This is a genomic window from Kitasatospora sp. NPDC101183 (assembly GCF_044767945.1).
GTDB lineage: Bacteria > Actinomycetota > Actinomycetes > Streptomycetales > Streptomycetaceae > Kitasatospora.
In genome coordinates, this window is record NZ_JBIWOW010000024.1 from 13,049 (window position 1) to 35,060 (window position 22,012).

General features: G+C 74.0%; 24 protein-coding genes. 20 read left to right on the plus strand and 4 right to left on the minus strand.

The annotated features are described in order from the left end of the window. Positions 1-68: 68 nt before the first annotated feature. Positions 69-1,154 (minus strand): pyridoxal-phosphate-dependent aminotransferase family protein, encoded by a 1,086-nt coding sequence (locus ACIRRS_RS29005; RefSeq protein ID WP_402976627.1) that lies wholly within the window; start codon positions 1,152-1,154, stop codon positions 69-71. Positions 1,155-1,278: 124 nt separating this feature from the next. Between ACIRRS_RS29005 and ACIRRS_RS29010 the strand changes: the two genes are divergently transcribed. From ACIRRS_RS29010 to ACIRRS_RS29040, 7 genes are all read left to right on the plus strand, one after another. Then, positions 1,279-2,367 (plus strand): amidohydrolase family protein, encoded by a 1,089-nt coding sequence (locus tag ACIRRS_RS29010; RefSeq protein ID WP_402976630.1) that lies wholly within the window; start codon positions 1,279-1,281, stop codon positions 2,365-2,367. A 70-nt stretch (positions 2,368-2,437) separates the two neighbouring features. Beyond that, on the plus strand, positions 2,438-3,115 hold the full coding sequence (locus tag ACIRRS_RS29015; RefSeq protein WP_402976633.1) for a uracil-DNA glycosylase: 678 nt from the start codon (positions 2,438-2,440) through the stop codon (positions 3,113-3,115). Between the two features lie 153 nt (positions 3,116-3,268). Beyond that, a complete protein-coding gene (locus ACIRRS_RS29020) occupies positions 3,269-4,195 on the plus strand; it encodes an SCO1860 family LAETG-anchored protein (protein ID WP_402976636.1) in 927 nt (308 codons plus the stop codon). A gap of 162 nt (positions 4,196-4,357) precedes the next feature. Next, positions 4,358-5,380, plus strand: a complete 1,023-nt coding sequence (glnII, locus tag ACIRRS_RS29025; protein WP_402976639.1) for a glutamine synthetase GlnII — start codon at positions 4,358-4,360, stop codon at positions 5,378-5,380. Positions 5,381-5,561: 181 nt separating this feature from the next. Continuing rightward, entirely contained in the window at positions 5,562-6,659 is a 1,098-nt protein-coding gene (locus ACIRRS_RS29030; RefSeq protein WP_402976642.1) for an LLM class flavin-dependent oxidoreductase, read from the plus strand. Between the two features lie 49 nt (positions 6,660-6,708). Then, positions 6,709-7,239 (plus strand): hypothetical protein, encoded by a 531-nt coding sequence (locus ACIRRS_RS29035; RefSeq protein ID WP_402976645.1) that lies wholly within the window; start codon positions 6,709-6,711, stop codon positions 7,237-7,239. Continuing rightward, positions 7,239-8,039, plus strand: a complete 801-nt coding sequence (locus ACIRRS_RS29040) for an MOSC domain-containing protein (protein WP_402976648.1) — start codon at positions 7,239-7,241, stop codon at positions 8,037-8,039. The genes ACIRRS_RS29035 and ACIRRS_RS29040 overlap by 1 nt, the downstream gene beginning before the upstream one ends. Here ACIRRS_RS29040 and cobC read toward each other — a convergent pair. Continuing rightward, positions 8,032-9,072, minus strand: a complete 1,041-nt coding sequence (gene cobC, locus ACIRRS_RS29045) for an Rv2231c family pyridoxal phosphate-dependent protein CobC (protein WP_402976650.1) — start codon at positions 9,070-9,072, stop codon at positions 8,032-8,034. The two genes, ACIRRS_RS29040 and cobC, sit on opposite strands and share 8 nt — an antisense overlap. Positions 9,073-9,085: 13 nt before the next feature. After that, the gene (locus ACIRRS_RS29050) at positions 9,086-10,315 is read right to left on the minus strand and encodes a cobalamin biosynthesis protein (RefSeq protein WP_402976653.1); all 1,230 of its coding nucleotides are present in this window, start codon (positions 10,313-10,315) and stop codon (positions 9,086-9,088) included. A gap of 321 nt (positions 10,316-10,636) precedes the next feature. On the opposite strand from ACIRRS_RS29050, the gene ACIRRS_RS29055 reads away from it, so the two are divergent. From ACIRRS_RS29055 to ACIRRS_RS29070, 4 genes are all read left to right on the plus strand, one after another. Then, positions 10,637-11,545, plus strand: coding sequence for an alkaline phosphatase family protein (locus tag ACIRRS_RS29055; RefSeq protein ID WP_402976656.1), 909 nt, complete (start codon positions 10,637-10,639; stop codon positions 11,543-11,545). Between the two features lie 5 nt (positions 11,546-11,550). Further along, complete coding sequence (locus ACIRRS_RS29060; RefSeq protein WP_402976659.1) at positions 11,551-12,864, plus strand: MFS transporter; 1,314 nt, start codon at positions 11,551-11,553, stop codon at positions 12,862-12,864. Beyond that, a complete protein-coding gene (locus tag ACIRRS_RS29065) occupies positions 12,861-13,883 on the plus strand; it encodes a TolB family protein (protein WP_402976662.1) in 1,023 nt (340 codons plus the stop codon). Before ACIRRS_RS29060 ends, ACIRRS_RS29065 begins: the two co-directional genes overlap by 4 nt. A gap of 68 nt (positions 13,884-13,951) precedes the next feature. Next, positions 13,952-14,494: a hypothetical protein gene (locus tag ACIRRS_RS29070; protein WP_402976665.1), complete on the plus strand. Its 543-nt coding sequence runs from the start codon at positions 13,952-13,954 to the stop codon at positions 14,492-14,494. Between the two features lie 103 nt (positions 14,495-14,597). Here ACIRRS_RS29070 and ACIRRS_RS29075 read toward each other — a convergent pair whose 3' ends face one another. Then, positions 14,598-15,521: an EamA family transporter gene (locus ACIRRS_RS29075; RefSeq protein ID WP_402976668.1), complete on the minus strand. Its 924-nt coding sequence runs from the start codon at positions 15,519-15,521 to the stop codon at positions 14,598-14,600. A gap of 129 nt (positions 15,522-15,650) precedes the next feature. Between ACIRRS_RS29075 and ACIRRS_RS29080 the strand changes: the two genes are divergently transcribed. From ACIRRS_RS29080 to ACIRRS_RS29120, 9 genes are all read left to right on the plus strand, one after another. Next, positions 15,651-16,163: a MarR family winged helix-turn-helix transcriptional regulator gene (locus ACIRRS_RS29080; protein WP_402976671.1), complete on the plus strand. Its 513-nt coding sequence runs from the start codon at positions 15,651-15,653 to the stop codon at positions 16,161-16,163. 70 nt (positions 16,164-16,233) lie between these two features. Further along, complete coding sequence (locus ACIRRS_RS29085; protein WP_402976674.1) at positions 16,234-16,689, plus strand: hypothetical protein; 456 nt, start codon at positions 16,234-16,236, stop codon at positions 16,687-16,689. A gap of 261 nt (positions 16,690-16,950) precedes the next feature. Further along, positions 16,951-17,454, plus strand: a complete 504-nt coding sequence (locus tag ACIRRS_RS29090) for an RNA polymerase sigma factor (protein ID WP_402976896.1) — start codon at positions 16,951-16,953, stop codon at positions 17,452-17,454. 8 nt (positions 17,455-17,462) lie between these two features. Beyond that, complete coding sequence (locus ACIRRS_RS29095; RefSeq protein WP_402976677.1) at positions 17,463-18,302, plus strand: zf-HC2 domain-containing protein; 840 nt, start codon at positions 17,463-17,465, stop codon at positions 18,300-18,302. A gap of 49 nt (positions 18,303-18,351) precedes the next feature. Next, entirely contained in the window at positions 18,352-19,161 is an 810-nt protein-coding gene (locus ACIRRS_RS29100) for an ABC transporter ATP-binding protein (RefSeq protein WP_402976680.1), read from the plus strand. Then, positions 19,158-20,555, plus strand: coding sequence for a hypothetical protein (locus ACIRRS_RS29105; RefSeq protein ID WP_402976683.1), 1,398 nt, complete (start codon positions 19,158-19,160; stop codon positions 20,553-20,555). Before ACIRRS_RS29100 ends, ACIRRS_RS29105 begins: the two co-directional genes overlap by 4 nt. Further along, positions 20,552-21,124: a hypothetical protein gene (locus tag ACIRRS_RS29110; protein ID WP_402976685.1), complete on the plus strand. Its 573-nt coding sequence runs from the start codon at positions 20,552-20,554 to the stop codon at positions 21,122-21,124. Before ACIRRS_RS29105 ends, ACIRRS_RS29110 begins: the two co-directional genes overlap by 4 nt. A gap of 112 nt (positions 21,125-21,236) precedes the next feature. Next, the gene (locus ACIRRS_RS29115) at positions 21,237-21,647 is read left to right on the plus strand and encodes a prevent-host-death family protein (protein WP_402976688.1); all 411 of its coding nucleotides are present in this window, start codon (positions 21,237-21,239) and stop codon (positions 21,645-21,647) included. Beyond that, positions 21,644-22,000 (plus strand): hypothetical protein, encoded by a 357-nt coding sequence (locus tag ACIRRS_RS29120; protein WP_402976691.1) that lies wholly within the window; start codon positions 21,644-21,646, stop codon positions 21,998-22,000. The genes ACIRRS_RS29115 and ACIRRS_RS29120 overlap by 4 nt, the downstream gene beginning before the upstream one ends. Positions 22,001-22,012: the final 12 nt, after the last annotated feature.

Genomic DNA, 22,012 nt, shown 5'->3' on the forward strand with positions numbered 1-22,012 from the left:
TGCGTGCGGACGGCCGGGCGGGGCGGTATGGGCGGAATATCCGGTCCTGCGCCCCGCCCGGCCCGGGATCACGCGCTCGCGGTGGCCGCCCAGGCCGCCTCGGCGGCGGCCAGGGCGGGAGCGGCCTCGGCGGAGGTGGCGTCGGCGAGGCCGGTCAGGCAGGCGCGGACGGTGTCGAGGGCGGCCGCCGGGCCGTAGTGGTTGACGCGGAGCATGGTCGCGGACAGGGCGCCGCCGCCCGGCTGCACGGGCAGGGACGGGTCCAGGCGGGACACGAGGGCGGTGGCCGGGAGGCCCTCCGGGGTGCGCAGGGTGGTGGCGACGGGCGCGGCGTGGGCGTCCTCGTGGACGTACGGGCTGAGCGTGCCGAGGGCGCGCACCCCGGCGCGGGTGGCGGCGGAGGCGGCGCGGTGGCGGGCGATCACGGCCGGCAGGCCGTCCGTGGCGATGCGGTCCAGGCAGGCGCCGAGGGCCAGCATCTCCAACTGGGCCGGGGCGTGCGGGAGTACGGCGCGGCCGGCGTCCGTCCAGCGCTCCTTCCAGTCGAGGAGGGAGAGGTAGGAGCGGCGCGGGGCGGCCGGGTTGGCGGCGATCCGCTCCCAGGCGCGCTGCGAGACGGAGACGGCGGAGACACCGGCCGGGCCGCCCATGGCCTTCTGGCCGCCGATGACGCACAGGTCGACGCCCCACGCGTCGGTGAGCAGCGGCTCGGCGGCGACGGAGGCGACGGCGTCGAGCATCAGCAGGGCGCCGTGCTCGCGCACGACGGCGCCGATCTCGGCGACGGGGTTGGTGTTGCCGGTGGCGGCCTCGGCGTGGACGAGGGAGACGAAGTCGATCGCCGGGTTCGCCTCCAGGGCCTCGGCGACCTGCTCGGCGGTGACCGCCCCGTCGAAGGGCGCCGCGAGGTCGACGACGTTCGCGCCGCAGGAGCGCAGCCAGTTGCCGAAGGTCTGCCCGTACGGGCCGGTGACGATGTTGAGCGCGGTGGAGCCCGGGTGCGCGGCGCCGCGGATCGCCGCCTCCAGGGGGAGCAGCGCCTCGCCCTGGGTGACGATGACGTCGGCCTCGGTGTGCAGCAGGGAGGCGACCTTGTCCTCGATCGCCGCGAACTCGGCGGCGCTGAGCGGGGGGAGGTCGAGGAAGGGGCTCACGGGGCTACGGCCTTTCGTCTGGGGCTTCGGGCGGGTTCGCGGATGGTCGGGGGAGCTGCCGGAAACGAGTCTGCCGCACTTTCACTGCTTACCGGGAACCGGCGGCACGCCCTAGAGTGCGGCCATGAGCGATGCGGTGCTGCACGTGCGGGGTCGGGTGCTGGTCGGGCCGGAGGACGTCCGGGACGAGCTGTGGGTGGTCGACGGCCGGGTGAGCTTCACGCGCCCGCCCACCGCCGGGGACGTCCGGACGGTGAGCGGCTGGGTGCTGCCCGGCCTGGTGGACGCGCACTGCCACGTCGGCCTGGACGCGCACGGCGCCGTCGACGCCGCGACCAGCGAGAAGCAGGCCCTCACCGACCGCGACGCCGGCACCCTGCTCATCCGCGACGCCGGCTCGGCCGCCGACACCCGCTGGATCGACGAGCGCGAGGACCTGCCCCGGATCATCCGCGCCGGGAGGCACATCGCCCGCACCCGCCGCTACATCCGCAACTACGCGCACGAGATCGAGCCGGGCGACCTCGCCGCGTACGTCCGGGCCGAGGCGCGGCGCGGGGACGGCTGGGTCAAGCTCGTCGGCGACTGGATCGACCGCGAGCGCGGGGACCTCGCCGCCTGCTGGCCCGGGGACGCGCTGGCCGAGGCGATCGCTGCGGCGCACGAGGAGGGCGCGAGGGTCACCGCGCACTGCTTCGCGGCCGAGTCCCTGCCGGACCTGCTGGCGGCGGGGATCGACTGCGTCGAACACGCCACCGGGCTGACGGAGGAGCTGATCCCGGTCTTCGCGGAGCGCGGGGTCGCCATCGTGCCGACGCTGGTCAACATCGCCACCTTCCCCTCCCTCGCGGCGGGCGGGGAGGCCAGGTTCCCGGCCTGGGCGGCGCACATGCGGCGGCTGCACGAGCGCCGCTACGACACGGTGGGCGCCGCGAACGACGCGGGCGTGCCGATCTTCGTCGGGACGGACGCGGGCGGCTCGCTCGCGCACGGGCTGGTCGCGGAGGAGGTGGCGGAGCTGGTGCGGGCGGGGCTGAGCCCGGCGCAGGCGCTGTCGGCGGCGAGTTGGGGCGCGCGGGCGTGGCTGGGGCGGCCGGGCCTGGAGGAGGGGGCGCCGGCGGACTTCGTGGTCTACGGGCAGGACCCGCGGGCGGACGTACGGGTGCTGGCCGGCCCGGAGCTGGTGGTGCTGAGGGGGCGGGTGGTGGGGTGACGGCCGTCCACTCCCTGGACGTGATCATCTGCTGAACGCCCTGTCGGCGTAGGCCGATAGGGTGAGAACCATGGCACCGCGTCCACTGAATGAGATCGTCGAGCCCGGTTGGGCCACCGCCCTGGAGCCCGTCGCCGGGCGGATCGCCGCGATGGGCGATTTCCTGCGCGCCGAGCTCGCCGCCGGCCGTACGTACCTGCCGTCCGGCCCGAACGTCCTGCGGGCGTTCCAGCAGCCCCTCGCCGATGTGCGGGTGCTGATCGTCGGGCAGGACCCGTACCCGACCCCCGGCCACGCCGTCGGGCTGAGCTTCTCGGTCGCGCCCGAGGTGCGGCCGATCCCGGCGAGCCTGATCAACATCTACCAGGAGTACGGCAACGACCTGGGCCTGCCGCAGCCGTCCAACGGGGACCTCACCCCGTGGACGAAGCAGGGCGTGCTGCTGCTCAACCGGTCGCTGACCACCGCGCCGCGCAACTCCAACGCGCACAAGGGCAAGGGCTGGGAGGAGGTCACCGAGCAGGCGATCCGGGCGCTGGTGGCGCGCGGCGGTCCGATGGTGGCGATCCTGTGGGGGCGGGACGCCCGCAACCTGCGGCCGCTGCTCGGGGAGGTGCCGGCGATCGAGTCCCCGCACCCGAGCCCGTACTCGGCGAACAGCGGGTTCTTCGGCTCGCGGCCGTTCAGCCGGGCGAACGAGCTGCTGGTGCGGCAGGGGGCGCAGCCGGTGGACTGGCGGCTGCCGTAGTCGTCGCTCGGTCGTCACGTAGCAGATCGATGTCAGCACAGAGCGTCAATCTCACTCCAAAGGGTGAAATGACGTTCTGTGTGACTCATGTGACGGATCGTTTGAGAAGACTGGCGGCTCACCGTTTCACCCGTTGTGTGTGGGGGTACCGCCATGTCTTCTCGCCGAATCGTTTCCGCAGCAGCCGCCACGGTCGTGTGTGCGCTGCTCACCGCTCCGCCCGCGCAGGCGGACCCTGCGCCCGCCCCCGCTGCGGGCAAGGCGCGGGCCGTCACCGCCGAACTCGCCCTGGACGTCAAGCTGTTGAACAACGCGGTGGACGTCCCCGTGAACATCGCGCTCAACAAGGTCGAGTCCCCGGCGCAGCGCGACGGTTCGGTGCTGACGGCGGCGGTCAACGGCGTCGACCAGCAGCGCCCTGTCACCCTGGTCAAGGCGGACATAGGCAAGTCCGTCACCCGGGTCGACGAGAAGGGCGCCGTCGCCTCCGTCAAGCTCGTCAACGCCGACGTCAACGCCCCCGGCCTCACCGCCACCGCCCTGCTCGGTGTGGAGGCGATGAGCGCCGAGGCCACCTGCCCGGTGGACGGGCAGCCGACCGCGAACGTCGTCGCGCCCGCGAAGCTCACCGTGCTGGGCAAGTCCGTCACCCTCGGCCTGTACGGGCCGACGAAGGTGGACGTCCCGGCGGTCGGCAGCGTCTCGGTGGAGTTCTCGAAGAAGAGCACCACCACGACCACGGCCGCCGCCTCCGCGCTGGAGGTGCACGTGGAGGTGAACCCGCTGAACCTGAACGTCGCCAAGGTCACCGGCACCGTCACCGTCGCCTCGGTGAGCTGCGAGAAGCCGGGCGGGCCGTCGGTGACGCCGTCCGTCGTGCCCTCCGGCACCCCGAGCGCGCAGCCGGCCGCCGATGTGACGACGGCCGCGCGGGCCGCCTCGGCCTCGGCCGCCCCCGAGCGCCTCGCGACCACCGGCGGCAGCGGCGCCACCGCCCCCCTGGCCGCCGGTGCGGCCGCCCTGGTCGCGGGCGGTGCGGCCGCCCTGTGGGCCACCCGGCGGCGCCGGGGCCGCCACTAGGCACCCGACGGTGGGGGAGTGCCAGGCCCGGCACTCCCTCACCGTGACGGTGCCACTGCGGACGGTTGGTTCACCTGCGCGTTACACGAGGGGAACAACCGGGAAACGGCGGCTTGCGACGCTACGCGGGCACCCACCACCCAGCAACGCGAGGGACACGCCGTGGCAATCAAGGCCGAGTACATCTGGATCGACGGCACCAAGCCGACCGCGAAGCTCCGTTCCAAGACTCGCGTCCTTCCCAACGCCGACAAGATCCCGACCTGGGGCTTCGACGGTTCCTCGACCAACCAGGCCGAGGGCCACGCCTCGGACCGCGTGCTGGAGCCGGTGAAGGTCGTCAAGGACCCGATCCGCGGTGGCGACAACATCCTCGTCCTGTGCGAGGTCCTGGAGACCAACGGCACCCCGCACGAGTCCAACACCCGCGCCCTGCTGCGCGAGGTCGAGGAGAAGTACACCGCGCAGGAGTCGATCTTCGGCATCGAGCAGGAGTACACCTTCTTCAAGGGCTCCCGCCCGCTCGGCTTCCCCGAGGGCGGCTACCCGGCCCCGCAGGGCGGCTACTACTGCGGCGTCGGCGCCGAGGAGGTCTTCGGCCGCGAGATCGTCGAGCTGCACCTGGACCGCTGCATCGACGCCGGCCTGGCGATCTGCGGCATCAACGCCGAGGTCATGCCCGGCCAGTGGGAGTTCCAGATCGGCCCGGTCGACGCCCTGACCGTCTCCGACGACCTGTGGATCGCCCGCTACCTGCTCTACCGCACCGCCGAGGAGTTCGGCATCGACGCCACCCTCGACGCCAAGCCGGTCCGCGGCGACTGGAACGGCGCGGGTGCGCACACCAACTTCTCCACCAAGGCGATGCGCGAGGGCTACGACGCCATCATCACCGCCTGCGAGTCGCTCGGCGCCTCCCAGGAGATCGTCCTGGAGCACGTCAACCAGTACGGTGACGACATCCAGTCCCGCCTGACCGGCAAGCACGAGACCGCCCCGTGGAACGTCTACAGCTACGGCGTCTCCAACCGCGGCGCCTCCGTCCGCATCCCGTGGCAGGTCGAGGTGGACCAGAAGGGCTACATCGAGGACCGCCGCCCGAACGCGAACGTCGACCCGTACGTCGTCACCCGCCTCATGATCAACACCTGCTGCGCGGCGCTGGAGAAGGCCGGCCAGGTCTGATCCGCCCCCGCATCGCCGTCCCGCAGGCCCCTCCCCGCTCGGGGAGGGGCCTGCGGGCGTTCGGTCGCGGGGCGTTCGGTCGCGGGGCGATTGTTACGGGCGTTTGTCGGCTCGCCCGTTTCTCTTGAGGGCCGGTGGAGCGCGAACGGATAATCGGGTACCCGACCGCAGGAGCGCGACCATGTCCCTGGTGTTCCACTGGTTCCTCCCGACCAACGGCGACAGCCGGCAGATCGTCGGGGGCGGGCACGGGTCGACGCCGGGGACGGCGGGGGCGCACCGGCCACCGGAGCTGGGCTACCTGGGCCAGGTCGCGCGCAGCGCCGAGCAGTTGGGCTTCGAGGGGGTGCTCACCCCGACCGGGGCCTGGTGCGAGGACGCCTGGCTGACCACCGCGATGCTCACGCAGGTGACGGAGCGGCTGAAGTACCTGGTGGCGTTCCGGCCCGGGCAGATCTCGCCGACGCTGGCCGCGCAGATGGCGGCCACGTACCAACGGCAGTCCGGCGGGCGGCTGTTGCTCAACGTGGTGACGGGCGGGGAGTCCGCCGAGCAGCGGGCGTACGGGGACTTCCTCGACAAGGAGGGCCGGTACGCGCGGACGGGGGAGTTCCTGGACGTGGTCGGGCGGCTGTGGGCGGGGGAGACGGTCGACCACCACGGGCCCCATCTGCGCGTCGAGGGCGCGCAGTTGAACCGGCTGCCCGACCCGGTGCCGACGGTGTACTTCGGCGGCTCCTCCCCGGCGGCCGGCGAGATCGCGGCCCGGCACGCCGACGTCTACCTGACCTGGGGCGAACCGCCCGCGCAGGTACGGGAGAAGGTGCGCTGGATCCGTGACCTCGCCGCCGCCCACGGGCGCAAGCCCCGGTTCGGTGTCCGGCTGCACGTGATCACCAGGGACACCGCCGCGCAGGCCTGGGCCGAGACCGAGCGGCTGCTCGCCGGGATGGACCCGGCCCGGGTGCGGGAGACCCAACGGGCCCTCGGCGAGAGCGAGTCGGAGGGCCAGCGGCGGATGCTCGCCCTGCACGGCGGCTCGGCGGAGCGGCTGGAGGTGTACCCCGGGCTGTGGGCCGGGATCGGGCTGCTGCGCGGCGGCGCCGGGACGGCGCTGGTGGGGAGCCACCGGGAGGTCGCCGACCTGATCGGCGAGTACCACGCGGCGGGGATCGACGAGTTCGTGCTCAGCGGCATGCCGCACCTGGAGGAGGCGTACTGGTTCGGGGAGGGCGTGCTGCCGCTGCTCGCCGCCCGGGGCATGTGGAACCGGCCGTGATCGGGTAAAACGCTGGCGGATCCCGCAGGGCCGCCGGACAATTCACGGCATGACGCAGCCCCTTCTCCTCATCGACGTGGACGGACCCCTCAACCCCTACGCCGCACCGGACACCCGCCGGCCCGAGGGGTACGAGACCCACCGGCTGCTCCCCGAGGGCTGGGTGACGCGCAACGCGCCGACGCCGCGCAATCAGGTGAAGCCGCTGCGGGTGTGGCTGAACCCCGCGCACGGGCCGGAGTTGCTCGCCCTGCCGTACGAACTCGTCTGGGCCACCACCTGGATGGAGGACGCGAACTCCCACATAGGCCCGCGCATCGGGCTGCCCGAACTCCCGTACATCACCTGGACGAACCTCTTCGGGGACGACCCGGACGGGCTGCACTGGAAGACCAGGGACCTGGTCGCCTGGGCGGACGGGCGCTCCTTCGTCTGGCTGGACGACGAGCTCGGCCCGCTGGACATCGAGTGGATCGCGGCCAACCACCCCGGCCCGGCCCTGCCGCTGTGGGTCGACCCCCGGACGGGCCTGCGGGAGCCGCACTTCGAGGCGCTGCGCGAGTGGGCGGAGGAGGACTGATGCGGGCCGGAACCATTGAGCGGCTGCGGCGCCACCCGGTGAAGTCGCTGCTCGGGGAGGACGTCCAGGAGTCGGCCGTGGACGGTCGGGGCCTGGCGGGCGACCGCGCGCGGGCGCTGCTCGACCTCACCACCGGCCGCATCGCCAGCGCCAAGCACCCCCGCCTCTGGGCGGGCCTGCTCGGCTACCGGGCGGCCGCCGCCCTCGGGGGCGAGGTGACGATCACCGGCCCGGACGGCCAACGGGTCGCCGACGACGCGGAGTTGTCCGAGGCGATCGGCCGCAAGGTCGCGCTGATCGACGAACGCCCGCCCGGCGCCGCCGTCGAACGGTCCGTTCCGGAGGAGGTCCTGGCGCAGGGAATCGACACCGAAGTCGACTTCACCGTCAACGAGTTGGGCCGCGCCGCCCCCGACGGCGGCTTCTTCGACTTCGCCCCGCTGCACCTGATCACCACCTCCACCCTGGAGGCCGTCGCCACCGAGGCGGAGCGCTACCGCCCCAACCTGGTGATCCGTACCGAGGGCGCCGGCTACGTCGAGAACGCCTGGGTGGGCCGCGAGGTGACGATCGGCCCGACCCTGCGCCTGCGCATCGTCGCCCCCAGCCCCCGCTGCGCCGTTCCCACCCTCCGCCACGGCGACCTCCCCCGCCACCCGGACGCCCTCCGAACCCCGGCCACCCACAACCGTCTCGTCCCCCTCGACGGCATGCCCGCGCTCCCCTGCGCCGGCGTCTACGCCACCGTCCTCACCCCGGGCCGCATCGCGGTCGGAGACGAGGTCGTGGTGGTCAACTGAGCACGGCGGCCAGGGCGTTGAGGAAGGCGTCGGTGGTCTCCTCGTCGCGGACGGCGATGCGGAGCCAGTCCTCACCGAGACCGGGGAAGGTGTCGCCGCGGCGGACGGCGTAGCCGCGGGTGCGCAGGCGGCGGCGGACGGCGGCGGCGTCGGGGAGGTGGATCAGGACGAAGGAGGCGGCGGGTTCGCCGTGGACCCGGACGGCCGGGAAGGCGGCGAGGCCCTTGAGGAGGTAGGCGCGCCGGAGGGTGAGTTCGGCGGCGGCCTGCTCCGCCTCGGCCAGGGCCTCCGGGGTGCTGCAGGCCTCGGCGGCGGTGAGGGCGGGGGTGGAGACCGGCCAGAGGGGCTGGGCGGCGGCGAGTTCGGCGATCAGGGGCGCGGGGCCGAGCGCGTAGCCGATGCGCAGGCCGGCGAGGCCCCAGGTCTTGGTGAGGCTGCGCAGCACGACGACCCGGCCGGGCAGGTCGCGTACGGAGGCCAGGGACTCGCGCTCGCCGGGGACGGTGTCCATGAACGCCTCGTCCACGACCAGGGTGCGCCCCGGGCGGGCGAGAGCGGCGACGGCCTCGGCGGGGTGCAGGACGGAGGTGGGGTTGGTCGGGTTGCCGAGCACGACCAGGTCGGCCTCCTCGGGGACGCCGCCGAGGCGGAAGCCGTCCCCCGGGGAGAGCAGCACCCGGTGCACCTGGTGCCCGGCGTCGCGCAGGGCCGCCTCCGGCTCCGTGAACTGTGGGTGAACGACCGTGATGTGACGAGCCGTCAGCACCCGTGCGAGCAGGACGAACGCCTCCGCCGCCCCCGAGGTGAGCAGCACCTCCTCCACCGGCCGCCCGTGCCGCGCGGCCACCGCGGCGCGCGCGGCCCGCTGGTCGGGGTAGGCGGCGAGGTCGCCGAGGGTGGCGGCGAGCCGGTCGCGCAGCCACTGCGGCGGGGTGCCGGTGCGCACGTTGACGGCGAGGTCGACCAGGCCGAGCCCGTCGGCGCGGACCTCGGCGTCGCCGTGGTGGCGCAGATCGGGTTCGGTGGTGGTCATGTGGTGCTCCTGGCTAGACGGTCGGGAGGCCCGGCACGTGGTGGAGGTCGTACGCCCCGGGCGGCACGGTGAGGCCGGAGCCGTCACCGAGGGCGACCAGGGCGACGGCGTGCCCGTGCGAGGCGAGGGTGGCGGCGGCCCCGGCGGGGTCGAGGAGGGCCCCGGCGCGGTCGGTGGCCGCGCCCGGCCAGTCCTTGGGCTCGCCCGGGTTGGTGCGGATCGCCCCCGGTGCGGGCAGGGCGACCCGCCGGGTGCCCGGCCGCAGCAGGGAGGCCACCGCCTCGACGGCCTCCGGTCGCCCCACCACGGCGGAGGCGCGCCGCAGTTCGGCCAGGGCGCGGGGCACCAGCAGGTCGTGCTCGCCCGGCCCGAGGCCGATCGTCGCCAGCCGTCCGCGCAGCGCCGCCCGGGCGATGGCGATCGTCGTCCCCGCCGACTTCCGCTTGGGGACGACGAGTTCGCCGACACCGGCGCTCGCCAGCGCGGCCGCCTCGGCCACGCTCGGGGTGCCCACGGCCGCGCCTACTCCCTCCGAGGGGTTGGGCACGGTGACGTCGGCCAGCAGCTCCGCCGGGTGCTCCTCCACGGGCACGTTGAGGCAGCGGGCGGCCCACCGCACGGCCGGGTGGCCGCCCTTGCCCTCGACGGTGGCGATCCAGCCGATCGCCCGCCGCAGGTAGCCGGTCTCCTCCAGGGTGGCCGTCAGCAGCCGCATCGCCTCGGCCGGGCCGGCGGCGCTGCTCGCGCCGATGCCGAGGACGAGGGTGCGGGGGACGACCAGCAGGTCCCCGTCCCCCGGGTCCTCCTGGTCGGTGACGCGCAGCACGGGGGCGTCCTCGGGCACGTCCGGCGAGGCGTTCGGGGGCGGCGGGTCCGTGGGCAGCGGGCCCGTCCCGTCGAGGACGGGCGTGGCGCCGAGTACGGCCTGCACCTCCCGGGCCAGTTCGGCGGCCCGGTCCCCGCCGGCGAGCCGGATCACCCAGCGGGCCCCCGGGTCCACGCAGAGCAGGTCCTTGCCGCGCAGGTCGCCGCCGAAGCCGTCCAGCAGCGACACGACCTGGCGGACGGAGCCGACGACCACCGTCTGCTCGAAGGACCCGAGGGCGTAGGCGAGCGCCTCCGGAGGCTGGAAGCAGTTGGTGTACCTGGCGTGCCGCACCACGCTGCTCTCCGGCCACGCGGCGTGCAGCACGTTGGCGAGGGTCCAGGCCGCTTCCCGGGGGAAGGAGATCACCGCGATCATCCGTGCAGACTCCCTCACTGACTCGCATGCCGAGAATGCCGAGAACGCCGAGAATGCCGAGAACCCCGTGCTCGGGCCCCCGAGATCCCACCACGCACGGACGGAAGGGGTCAATCGGGACCCGTGTGGACCCGTGTGGACCCGTGTGACGGGCACCGCCGTCGCGCGGGAGCTGTTCGTCTGTTCTTCACTTGTCTTGTGCGGTACACGACACCCGGTCGATCCTACTGTTCTGGGCGCCCTGCACGGCTCGGACCACCGGGCCGTGCCGGGCCCCGCGCAGCCCGTCCCGGGCAGCTTCCCCGACACACGGAGGACGTCATGGCCTTCGCACGACTCCGCACCGCCGGTACCCCCCGCAGGCTCCGCCCCATCACCGCCCTCGCCACCGGCCTCGGCCTGGTCGCCGGCTCCCTCGGCCTGTGGGCCGCGGGCGGCAGCGCCTCCGCCGACACCGCCGCCGCGCTCCCGACCCCGGACCACGTGGTCGTCGTCGTGATGGAGAACCACGCCTACAACCAGGTTGTCGGCAGCTCCAGCGCCCCGTACGTCAACGGCACCCTGGTGCCCGGCGGCGCCACCCTGAGCCAGTCGTACGCGCTCACCCACCCGAGCCAGCCGAACTACTACATGCTGTTCTCCGGCAGCTCCCAGGGCATCACCGACGACAGCTGCGTGGACGTCGGCGCCCTCCAGGGCCCGAACCTGGCCTCCGAGCTGGCTGCCTCCGGCCAGAGCTGGGCGAGCTACAACGAGGCCATCCCGAGCGTCGGCGCCACCGACTGCCGGGTGGACACCTACGCCCAGAAGCACAACCCGTGGTTCGGCTTCGGCAACGTCCCCACCTCCACCGCGTACGGGATGGACTCCTTCCCGACCGACTACACCACCCTGCCGAAGGTCTCCTTCGTCGTCCCGGACCTGTGCAACGACATGCACGACTGTTCGGTCGGCACCGGCGACTCCTGGCTGCAGAGCAGCCTGGACGGCTACGCCCAGTGGGCCAAGTCCCACAACAGCCTCCTCGTCGTCACCTTCGACGAGGACAACCGCCTGGCCGGCAACCGCATCCCGACCCTCGTGTTCGGCGCGCACGTCGCCCCCGGCAGCAACACCTCGACCCACTACAACCACTACGACGTGCTGCACACCCTGGAGGACCTCGCGGGCGTGAACGCGCACGCCGGCAACTCCGCCTCCGCCACCGACATCACCGGCATCTGGAACTGACGCCCGTGTACGTCGCGGACTCCCGCAGCACCAAGGCCCCCGTCGCGCCCGGCCCCTCCGGGCCGGCGCGGCGGGGTGCCGCCCTGCGCGCCGTGCCGGGCGCGGTGCTCGCCCTCGGCACCGTCAGCCTGGTGACCGACATCTCCTCCGAGATGGTCACCGCCGTGCTCCCGCTGTACCTGCTCACCGGCCTCGGCCTGTCCCCGCTCGGCTTCGGCCTGCTGGACGGCCTCCAGAACGGGTTCAGCGCCCTCGTCCGCCTCGTCGGCGGCCACCTCGCCGACCGCCGGGGCCGCGACGGCGCCGCCCGGCACAAGGCCGTCGCCGCCGTCGGGTACGGCCTGTCGGCGCTGTGCAAGCCGCTGCTGCTGTTCGCCCACACCGTGCCGCTGATCGGCGCCGTCATCGCCGTCGACCGCACCGGCAAGGGCCTGCGCACCGCTCCCCGGGACGCGATGATCTCCCTCGCCACCGAACCCGCCCACCGGGGAAGGGCGTTCGGCGTCCACCGGGCCATGGACACCTGCGGCGCGCTGCTCGGCCCGCTCACCGCCTTCCTGGTCCTGCGCATGGCCGGCGGCCCGCTGCTCGCGGACGGCGGCGAACAGCACGGCTACGACGCGGTGTTCGCCGTCAGCGCCTGCATCGCGGCGCTCGGCGTGCTGGTCCTGCTGCTGTTCGTGCCCAACCGCTACGGAACTGACGATCCGTCAACTCCCGCCCCCTCGCTGCGCGACAGCCTCACCCTGCTGCGCCTGCCCGGCCTGCGCCGGCTCACCCTCTGCGCGGTGCTGCTCGGCCTCACCACCGTCAGCGACTCCTTCCTCTACCTGCTGATCCAGCGGCGCCTCGGCCTCTCCGTCACCCTCTTCCCGCTGCTGCCCCTCGGCACCGCCGCCGCCTTCCTGCTGCTCGCCGTCCCCCTCGGCCTGCTCGCCGACCGGATCGGCCGCCGCGTCCTCTTCCTCGCCGGGCACGGGCTGCTGCTGCTCGCGTACGGGCTGCTGCTCTCGCCGCTGCAGGGGCTGCCCGTGGTCGTCTGCGTGCTGGTGCTGCACGGCTCCTTCTACGCGGCCACCGACGGCGTGCTCGCCGCCGCGGCCGCCGACACCGTGCCCGCCGAGCAGCGCGGCGCCGGGCTCGCCCTCGTCGGCACCGGGCAGGCGCTCGCCCGGTTCGCCTGCTCGCTGCTGTTCGGCGCGCTCTGGAGCGCTGTCGGCGGCACGGGCGCGCTCGCCTGGTCGGCGGGGGCGCTGGCGCTGTGCGTCCTCGGCGCGGCCCTGGTGCTGCGCCCCACCGCCGTAGAGGAGACCGCATGAACCTCCGGACCCGCACCCGGGTGCTCGTCCTGCTCGTCGCCGTCCTGCTGCTCGGGGGCGTCGGCACCGGCGCCGTCCTGTACGCGGCCGACCGCGGCGCCGAACGCGACCAGGCTCAGCCCGGCGGGCCGTCCGTCCACACCGGCGAGGTCAGCCTGAGCCGGGGCGGGCAGCTGCTCTTCCGCAACATGGCCTGGGGCCCGCACCGCGACGAGATCACCTCCGTCCCCGCCGACCGGCCCGACGCCCCGCGCACCGCCTCCGGCGTCCAGTGCCTGCGCTTCCACGCCGCCGCCGGCACCGGCGTCTGCCTCCAGGCCGTCCACGGCGCGCTGTCCGACACGTACCGGACGGTCATCCTCGACGACCACCTGCACGAGCAGCGCTCCTTCCCCGCCGCCGGCATCCCGACCCGCGCCCGGGTCTCCCCGTCCGGGCACCTCGCCGCCTGGACGGTCTTCGTCAGCGGCGACTCGTACGCGGGCACCAACTTCTCCACCCGCACCTCGATCGTCGACGTCCGGGACTGGAACCTGCGGGAGAACCTGGAGGACTTCACCGTCGTCAAGGACGGGCACCCCTACCAGGCGCACGACATCAACATCTGGGGCGTCACCTTCGCCGACGACACCACCTTCTACGCCACCGTCGCCACCGCCGGGCAGACCCACCTCGTCCGGGGGGACCTGGGGGCCCGCACCCTCACCACCCTGCACGACAACGTCGAGTGCCCCTCGCTCTCGCCGGACGGCACCCGCGTCGCGTACAAGAAGCGCGTCCCGGGCCTGTCGGCGGACTCGCCCTGGCGGCTGTACGTCCTCGACCTGGCCACCGGCGTGGAGACGGCCACCGCCGAGCACCGCAACATCGACGACCAGGCGCTGTGGACCTCCGACGGCACCCTCCTCTACGCCCTGCCCGGGGACTACGGCGCCGACCTGTGGTCCGTCCCCGCGGACGGCAGCGGCAGCCCGCAGCGCGCCACCACGGCGGCCGTCGCCCCGGCGCGGCTGGGGTGAGGAACTCCGGCCCGGCCTCCTACGTCGAGCAGGTGTGACGTCCTGATCGAACAGGGGAGCGAGCTGCCATGGACGGCATCCCGGAGGCCCTGCCGCCCGAGCGCACCGTGACCGACTCCTGGCCCGCCCTGCACGGACGGCCCGTCCTGCGGCGCACCGTCGCGGTCGGGCTCGTCCTGCTCGTCGCCGTCGCCGCGGCCCTCCTCGTCCGCGGCGTCAACGCCCTCACCGTCGGCACCCCCGGCCGGGGCGACCGCGAACGCGCCGAACGCCTCGCCGGCCTCCACCCCTCCCAGCACCCCGGCGCCGCCCACTACTACGTCCCCGTCGGCGCCGTCTACACCCGCACCGCCGACGGCGCGCCCGTCGCCTACCTCCACTACCGCGTCCCCGGCATCGGCGAGTTCCTCCGCACCTACGACCTCCCCGCCCCGGGCCCCACCTCCCCCCTCCCACCCGACCTCACCGCCGCCCTCGGCCCCACCTCCCCCACCTCCGCCCCCGAACTCCCCACCCCCACCACGACCTCCCCCGCCCGCACCATCTACGTCACCCCCACCCCCGACACCCACCCCGACGCCGCCGACATCTACATCCGCGCCACGGGCTGACCCCCGGGCTGCCGTTCGGGCGCCCGTGGAAACGCCCGCGCCCCGCCGGGGTGGCGGGGCGCGGGCGAGGGGTGGGCGGGGCGTGGGCGAGGGGTGGGGTGGGTCAGCGGGCGGGGACGGGGGTTGGGGTGGGGGTTGGGGTGGTGGGGGTCGGGACGGGCGGGGTGGGGCGGCGGGTGGGGGACTGGCCGAGGAGGAGGGCGCCGAGGGCGAGGGCGAGGCCGAGGAGCTGCCAGGGGGTGAGGGTCTGGTGGAGGACGACCAGGCCGCCGAGGGTGGCGATGACGGGGTTGATCAGGCCGAGGAAGGAGGCCGGGCCGGCGCCGAGGCGGTCGATGCCGCGGAACCAGAGGACGTAGCCGACGGCGGTGCTGAAGAGGCTGAGGTAGGCGAAGCCGGAGAGGTTGGCGGCGCTCAGCGCGGGCGGGGCGCCCTCGACGAAGGCGGCGAGCGGGACGAGGACGATCGAGCCGGCGAGGAGTTGCCAGGCGGTGAGGTCCAGCAGGGTGGCGCCCTCGGGGCGGCCCCAGCGGCGGATCAGGACGGTGCCCATGGCCATCAGCGCGATCGCGGCGACCATCGCGGCGATCCCGAGGCCGTCGAGGCGGGCGTGGCCGTTGAGGACGAGCAGGGCGACCCCGCCGACGCCGACGAGCCCGGCGAACAGGGCCCGCCGCCCGGGCCGTACGCCGAGGACGCCGATGGAGAACCCGGCGACGAGCAGCGGCTGGATCGCCCCGATGGTGGCCGCGACGCCGCCGGGCAGGCGGTAGGCGGCGACGAAGGTGAGCGGGAAGAACAGCCCGATGTTGAGCATCCCGAGGATCGCGGCGCGCCCCCACCAGCGCCCCTTGGGGAGCTTGCGGCCGAGGAGGAGCAGGAGGAGCCCGGCCGGGAGGGCGCGCAGGGCGGCGAGCAGGAGCGGGCGGCCCTCGGGGAGCAGCTGGGTGGTCACCAGGTAGGTGGTGCCCCACATCGCCGGGGCGAGGGCGGCGGTGGCGGCGATGCCGAGGCGCTTGCGGTCCATGAGATCCCCCTGAACGTTGATTATCTGAACGTTGAGATATTTCTACGCCCGGAGGTAGGCGAACGTCAAGTATGTGAATGTTAAGATAGTTGGGGCGGGGCTGGAGAAGCAGAGACGGCGGAGGACGGCATGCAGCAGCGCGACACCATCGACGAGATCGTCGAGCAGTGGAACAGGGCCCGCCCCGAGCTCGACACCGACGGCATCGCCCTGATCGGCCGGCTGCGCCGCCTCAACGTCCGGGTGGACAACGCCCTGCGCGCCTACTTCACCACCCGAGGCCTGGACTCCTCCGAGTTCGACGTCCTCGCCACCCTGCGCCGCTCCGGCGAGCCCTACGAGCTCAACGCCCGCGCCCTGCTCAAGGCCGCGATGGTCACCTCCGGCGCCATCACCAACCGGGTCGACCGCCTGTCCGCGAAGGGCCTCGTCGAGCGCAACCCCTGCCCGAACGACCGCCGCGCCGTCCTCGTCCGCCTCACCCCGGCGGGCAAGGAGCTGATCGACGGGGCGATGCAGGGGCACGTCGAGAACGAGGAGCGCATCCTCTCCGCCCTCGACGCCGAGGAGCGCGTCCAGCTGGACGGGCTGCTGCGCAAGCTGCTCCTCGCCCACGGGGACACCGAGTCGCTGACGGGTTGACCGCCCGCGTGTCCGCGGGCGGCCGGGGGCGTTAACCCGGGCGGGACAGCCGCAGCGGAGGAGAAGCCCGATGAAGGACAGGACGCCCGAGGAGATCGCCGTCGACGACCAGCTGCGCGCGGCCGGGGCGGAGGGCGCGCAGTGGCTGCAGGCGTCGGGGTACGGGCCGCCGAAGAAGGTCCTGGTGCAGCAGGCGGCCAAGTGGCTTCAGGAGACGCGGGCCCGGATGCTGGCCTCCCAGGCGGACGAGTCCTGCACCTGGTGCGACCACCTGCTCCACGGCGGCCCCCAGCCCGTCGTCGTCCACGCCGAGCACCCCACCCACCTGATCTGCCGCGCCTGCTCCGTCCTCGCCCGCCCCACCCGCACCTGCCTCGACTGCGGCGCCCCCGCCCGCTCCACCTCCCCGGCCGATGGTCGCGAGGACGTCTTCATGGGCCCCGTCGCCATCTACACCCGCCTCCGCTGCCCCACCTGCTCCGCCAGGCCCGATCCCCTCAAGGGCACCTTCGGCAGCGGGTGCTGACGGGGCGGACACTCCGGTGGTGCTGAGCCCTGGCCGGGGGCGGCCGGGTTCCGGGCCGGCGGTCATCGCCCGAACTCCGGCGCGGTGCATCCGGGATCGCGGGCCGGCGGGAGCGTCATCGGGCGCGGGCCGCAGGGCGGAAGTCGTGTGACGCAGGTCACGGCAGATGCAGAACCCGCGCGTCGTACCGGGCGTCTGGCTGGTGTGAGATCACGGAGGAGAGCGCTGGACGTGCTGGACGAGGAGCACCTCGTCCGGCTGGTGGCCAGAGGTGACCGAGGGGCGTTCGACGAGTTGTACCGGCGCACGTCGCCGTGGTTGGTGGTGCGGTTGCGCCGTCGCTGCGCGGACGAGCAGATCGTCGCCGAAGTCATGCAGGAGACCTATCTGGCGGTGTGGCGCGCGGCCGGCGCGTTCGCCGGGAGTGCGGTCGGCGGGACGGCCGTCGGGTGGCTGTGGACGATCGCGGCGCGCCGTCTCGTCGACGCGTTCCGGCGTCGGGCCCACCACGCCGAACCGCCGGTCGCCGCCGCCGAGCGGGCCGTGGTGCCCGCCGCGGAGGAGGAGGCCCTGGCCGGGACCGTCGGCGGCGATGTCGGCGACGCCCTGCGGCGGCTGGCGCCGGAACTTCGAGCGGTACTGCAGGCCACGGTGCTCGACGGCCTGTCCGTCCGGGAGACCGCCGTCCTGCTCAGACTGCCGGAAGGCACGGTGAAGACCCGCGCCCGCCGGGCCAGGATCGCGATGCGGGAGGCGTTGGCATGAGTGCCGGCATGAGTGGGGACCACGCGTCGAAGCGGTTGATCGACGACTACGCACGGGGCGACGCGACGATCGCCGCGGACACGGTGTGGGCGTTGGAGGCCCATCTGGAGACGTGCGCGCCGTGCCGGAGCCGGCTGGCGGACTCCGTGAGCGCCGAGGCGCCCGACGTCGCCGCGTTCCTCGTCACCGTCCGGGCCGGTCTGGAGCCGCACCTGGACGCGTCTGTCGGACCGGCCGTCGGAGCGACCGTCCGCCGACACCGCCCGAGCTGGATCTCGGCCTGGTTCACGCCGGTCATGGGCCCGTGGTTCGCGATGATCGGGGTCGTCACCCTGATCGCGCTGCTGCTGGCCGCGGTCGCCGCCCCGACGTTCCTCGGCGACGCCTCGCCCGTGACGCTGTTCGCGCCCGTGCTGCCGCTGTGCGCCGTCGCCGCAGCCTGGTCGCCCGGTCTGGACCCGGCGTACGAACTGACGGTCTCGACCGCCCGCGCCGGCCTGCCCCTGATCCTCCGACGTGCCACGGCGGTGCTGGCGGTGGTCCTGCCCGGGCTCCTGGTGGGGGGATGGCTGACCGGAAGCACGACGGCCGCGCAGTGGCTGCTGCCCTCCCTGGCCTTCACCTCCACCGCCCTGGCGCTGGGCAGCACGGTCGGAGTGACCCGCGCCGCCGTCGGGCTGGCGGCCGTGTGGGGCGCGGCCGTGGTGGTACCCGCGTGGGTCACCGGCAGGGTCCTCCTCGTCCGGCAGTTCGTCCTGGAGGCGGACCGCCTGCCCGTGTGGGGGCTGCTCCTCGCGCTCGGCATCGGCGCCGTGATCGCCCGCAGGAACGCCTACTCGACGCGGTGAAGGACCGTCGAACCGTGAAACCGCCGTCAGCCCTCGAAAGGAACCACGTATGACGCTCACGACGAGCGCGGCCGACACCGCGCCGAAGACCTACGCCTGGGAGATACGCGCCGCCGGCCTGAGGGTGCGCGTCGGACGGAAGAAGATGGCCGTCGACGGGCTCGACCTCTCCCTGGGCATCGGCGCCCACGGCCTCCTGGGGCCCAACGGAGCCGGAAAGACCAGCCTGATCCGGGCACTGGCCACCGTCCTGCGCCCCGCCGGCGGTGAGCTGGAGCTGCTCGGCACCGCCGTGGGCGGGCTGGGCGATCACCGGGCGCTGCGCCGCCGGATCGGCTACCTGCCGCAGGACTTCGGGTACTACAAGCGCTTCACGGTGCGTGAGTTCGTCGAGTACATGGCCTGGTTGAAGGAGGTGCCGAAGGCGCAGGTGCCCGCGGCCGTCCAGCGGGCCGTGGAACGGGTGGGTCTGGCGGACCGCGCTGACCACCGGATGAAGACGCTGTCCGGTGGCATGGTGCGGCGGGCCGGCATCGCCCAGGCCATCGTCAACGACCCCGCGGTGCTGCTGCTGGACGAGCCGACCGCCGGCCTGGACCCGGCCCAGCGGTTGCGGTTCCGCGAGCTGCTGCAGGAACTGGGCCGCGACACCTGCGTGGTCGTCTCGACCCACCTGGTCGAGGACGTCGCGGCCGCCTGTTCCGACGTGGTGCTCTTCGCCGACGGCCGTCTCGTCTTCCAGGGCACGCCGGAGGCACTGGCCGCGGCGGGCGGCCCCGAGCACCCGGGGGACAGCCCTCTGGAGCGTGGCTACTCGGCGCTGCTCAGCGACTCCGGCCTGCGGGGAGGTGCCTGGTGATCGGGCGTGTCCTGCGTGTCGAACTGAAGCGCTCCGCCGCCCCGTGGGCCGGTGTCGTCGTCCTGGCCGGCAGTCTGGCGGTGTTCTGCCTGATCGACGGGATCTGGTGGAAGGGCACCGCGGGATGGACGGCGCAGTGGACGTCCATGGCCATGTGGACCCGCTACCTGCTCGCCTTCTGGTGGCCGCTCGTGGTGGGCGTGGGGGCGGTGTACGGGCTGCGCGACCACCGCTCGCGGATGGCCGAGTTGCTGTCGACCACGCCGCTGCCGGCCTGGCGCCGCGCGGCGCTGCCGTCCGGTGCGACGGCGCTCCCGCTGGCTTCGGGCTTCGGCCTCCTGACCCTCGTGGGCGGAGTCCAGGTGGCTCTCGGCGCCACCGCCTACACGCCACTCGGCTGGTTGCCGATCTCGTGCGTGGCGGCGCTGGCCCTCGTCGCGGGGGCGGTGTTCGGCATGGGTGTCGCGAAGGCGCTTCCGTCCGTGTTCACGCCGCCCGCCCTGGTGGTGGGCGCCCTGGTGCTGACGGGTCTCCTGCGGCAGAGGAGTGACGGGGCCACGCCGTCGGGCATCGCGCCGAACCGCCTCGCGCTCCTGTCCCCGACGGTCGCGGAGCCACGGCAGATGCTGCTGACCCTGTCCGGCTCCGTGCACCTGGGGCAGGCGCTGTGGCTGCTCGGCCTGCTCGGCACCGGCTTCGCCCTGCTGGCGGCCGTGACCCGCCGGGCCAGGCTGCTCGCGATGGTCCCCGTGCTGGTCGGTGCGGCACTGGCCCTGCCGGTGCTCCCGGCCGACCCGCGCGACACCTACGTCATCGACAAGGCCGCCGCCGCTCCGGTCTGCGACGGACCGGTGTGCGTGACGCAGGCGAGCCGCTCACGCCTGCCCGCGCTCGCGCCGAGCGGCAAGGAAGCGCTGCGCGTGCTGCACGAGGTTCTGGGCGACCGGGCACCGAAGGAGGTGCGGGAGGACACCAGGCCGCGCGCACTGGGCGATCCGCGCGAACTCTCCGGGGACGTGGTGCTGGTCGACTTCGACGAACGGCTGCTCGCCGACGCGACGGGTGAGTCACTGACCCGCGCGCTGATCGCCCAGGGCCTGGCACCGAACTGCAACGGGAACAGCGACCGGGAGGGCGGCGGGAGCGCCGACGTGGCCGCCCAGAGCGTCGCCGTGAGCTGGGCCCTCCGTGATCCCCGGCTCCAACCGCTGGAGGAGAGGGGCGGCGACGCGTACTCGCTGAGGATCTGGGGAGAGGCCGACGCGGCCTGGCGCCACCTGACGGCACTGTCACCGGCCGAGCAGCGCTCGGAGATCGCCGAACTGCGCGCCGCTGCCCTGTCCTGCACGGGGTACAGCCGGCTCCGGGTGATGGCGGGGGAGGCGTCGCGATGAGGTGGCTGGTCCTGTACGCCCGTTCACGACAGGTGCCCGCCTCGTCGGCCGCGGTCGCGTTCGTCGCGCTGGCGGTGCTGGTCCTCAGCAGGGACGGCGCGGACTCGGCGAACCTGGGGATCGCGGTGCTGGTCCTCACCGCGAGCGTGACGGCCGCGTCCGTCGGGCTCGGCGGGCGGGACGCCGTGCTGGAACGGACGGCGGCGATCCGGTGGGTGCCCCGCCGGGCGGCGCACACCGTACTGATCGGCGTGGTCGCCGGTGCGGTTCTGTCGGCGCTCCAGGCTGCGGGAGCGGGACTCGCCCCCACCGAGGTCGTCGTCCGGGACAGCGCGGGCCTGGCCGGCCTGGCCGCGCTCGGGGCGGCGCTGTGCGGTGCGCAGCTCGCCTGGACCCTGCCGACCGGCTGGTTCGCGCTCTCCCTGCTGGTCTCGCCTCCCCGGGGCACCATGGGAGAGGTGCTCAACTGGATGGTCTTCCCGCCCGGCACAGCGGCGTCCAATGCGACGGCCTGGGCCCTGGCGGCGGCCGGCACCGTGGCGTACGCCCTTGCGGGACCGCGACGCTGAGGGGCTCGTCCGGCCGCGATCCCCGTTGACTTCGGAATGTGTTCAGAAGTATCGTGGACATATGTCGACTCTCACCGTCTCGTTCTCAGACCTGTCGAGAAACTCCAAGCGCGTGGCGGACACCGTGGAGCGGGCTCAGCGCGTGCACGTTGCTCGACGAGACGGTGAGGACCTCTACCTGACGACCGAGCGGCACGACCGCGAGCGCGAGGAGACCGCCGACATCACCGCGCGCCTGTTCGCCGCTCTGATCAGCAGTGACGAGGGCGCGCGGGCCGTGCTGCTGGCCCTGCCGGCGGTCTTCCCCTGGGTCCGGCACCTGCCGGCCGAGGAGGTGCGGGAGTTCGTCGTCGACCTCGTGGGCGCCGCGCGGGACGTCGCCGATCTGGACGTGCACGCGAACCTGCACCGGACGATCGTGGAATGGCGCGCGACGGCCAGGATTCTGGCGGACCCGGCGTTGGCTGCGGAGCTCACGAGGCCGCTTCCCGGTGACGACCACGGCGAGGTGACCGCCCCGTGAGCCCGAAGCGTGGTGATGACGTTCCGCCGCCACCGGTCGGTGGCGAGTGGCGCCTGCGATTCGGTACGACCGAAGCCGCGAAGGGGTGGGGGGAGTTGTGCGCCGATGCGCCCGGCAACGCACGGCGGTGCTTCGAGGCCCTGCGGGCGAACCCGATCGCGACCCACGACCTGGACCGTCAGCATCGGCTCCGCGGGCGCCTGGCGACCCGCCTGGTCGGGGGAGCCGAACTGCCGCAGTGGGAGTACGAGGTGACCGCCGGCGGGAGGGTGCGGTACGTGGTGGACGAGGCGGCGCGGACCGTCCACCTCGTGTACGCGTCGTCGCGGCATCCGAAGGACACCGACGCCTGACCGAGGGGGCCG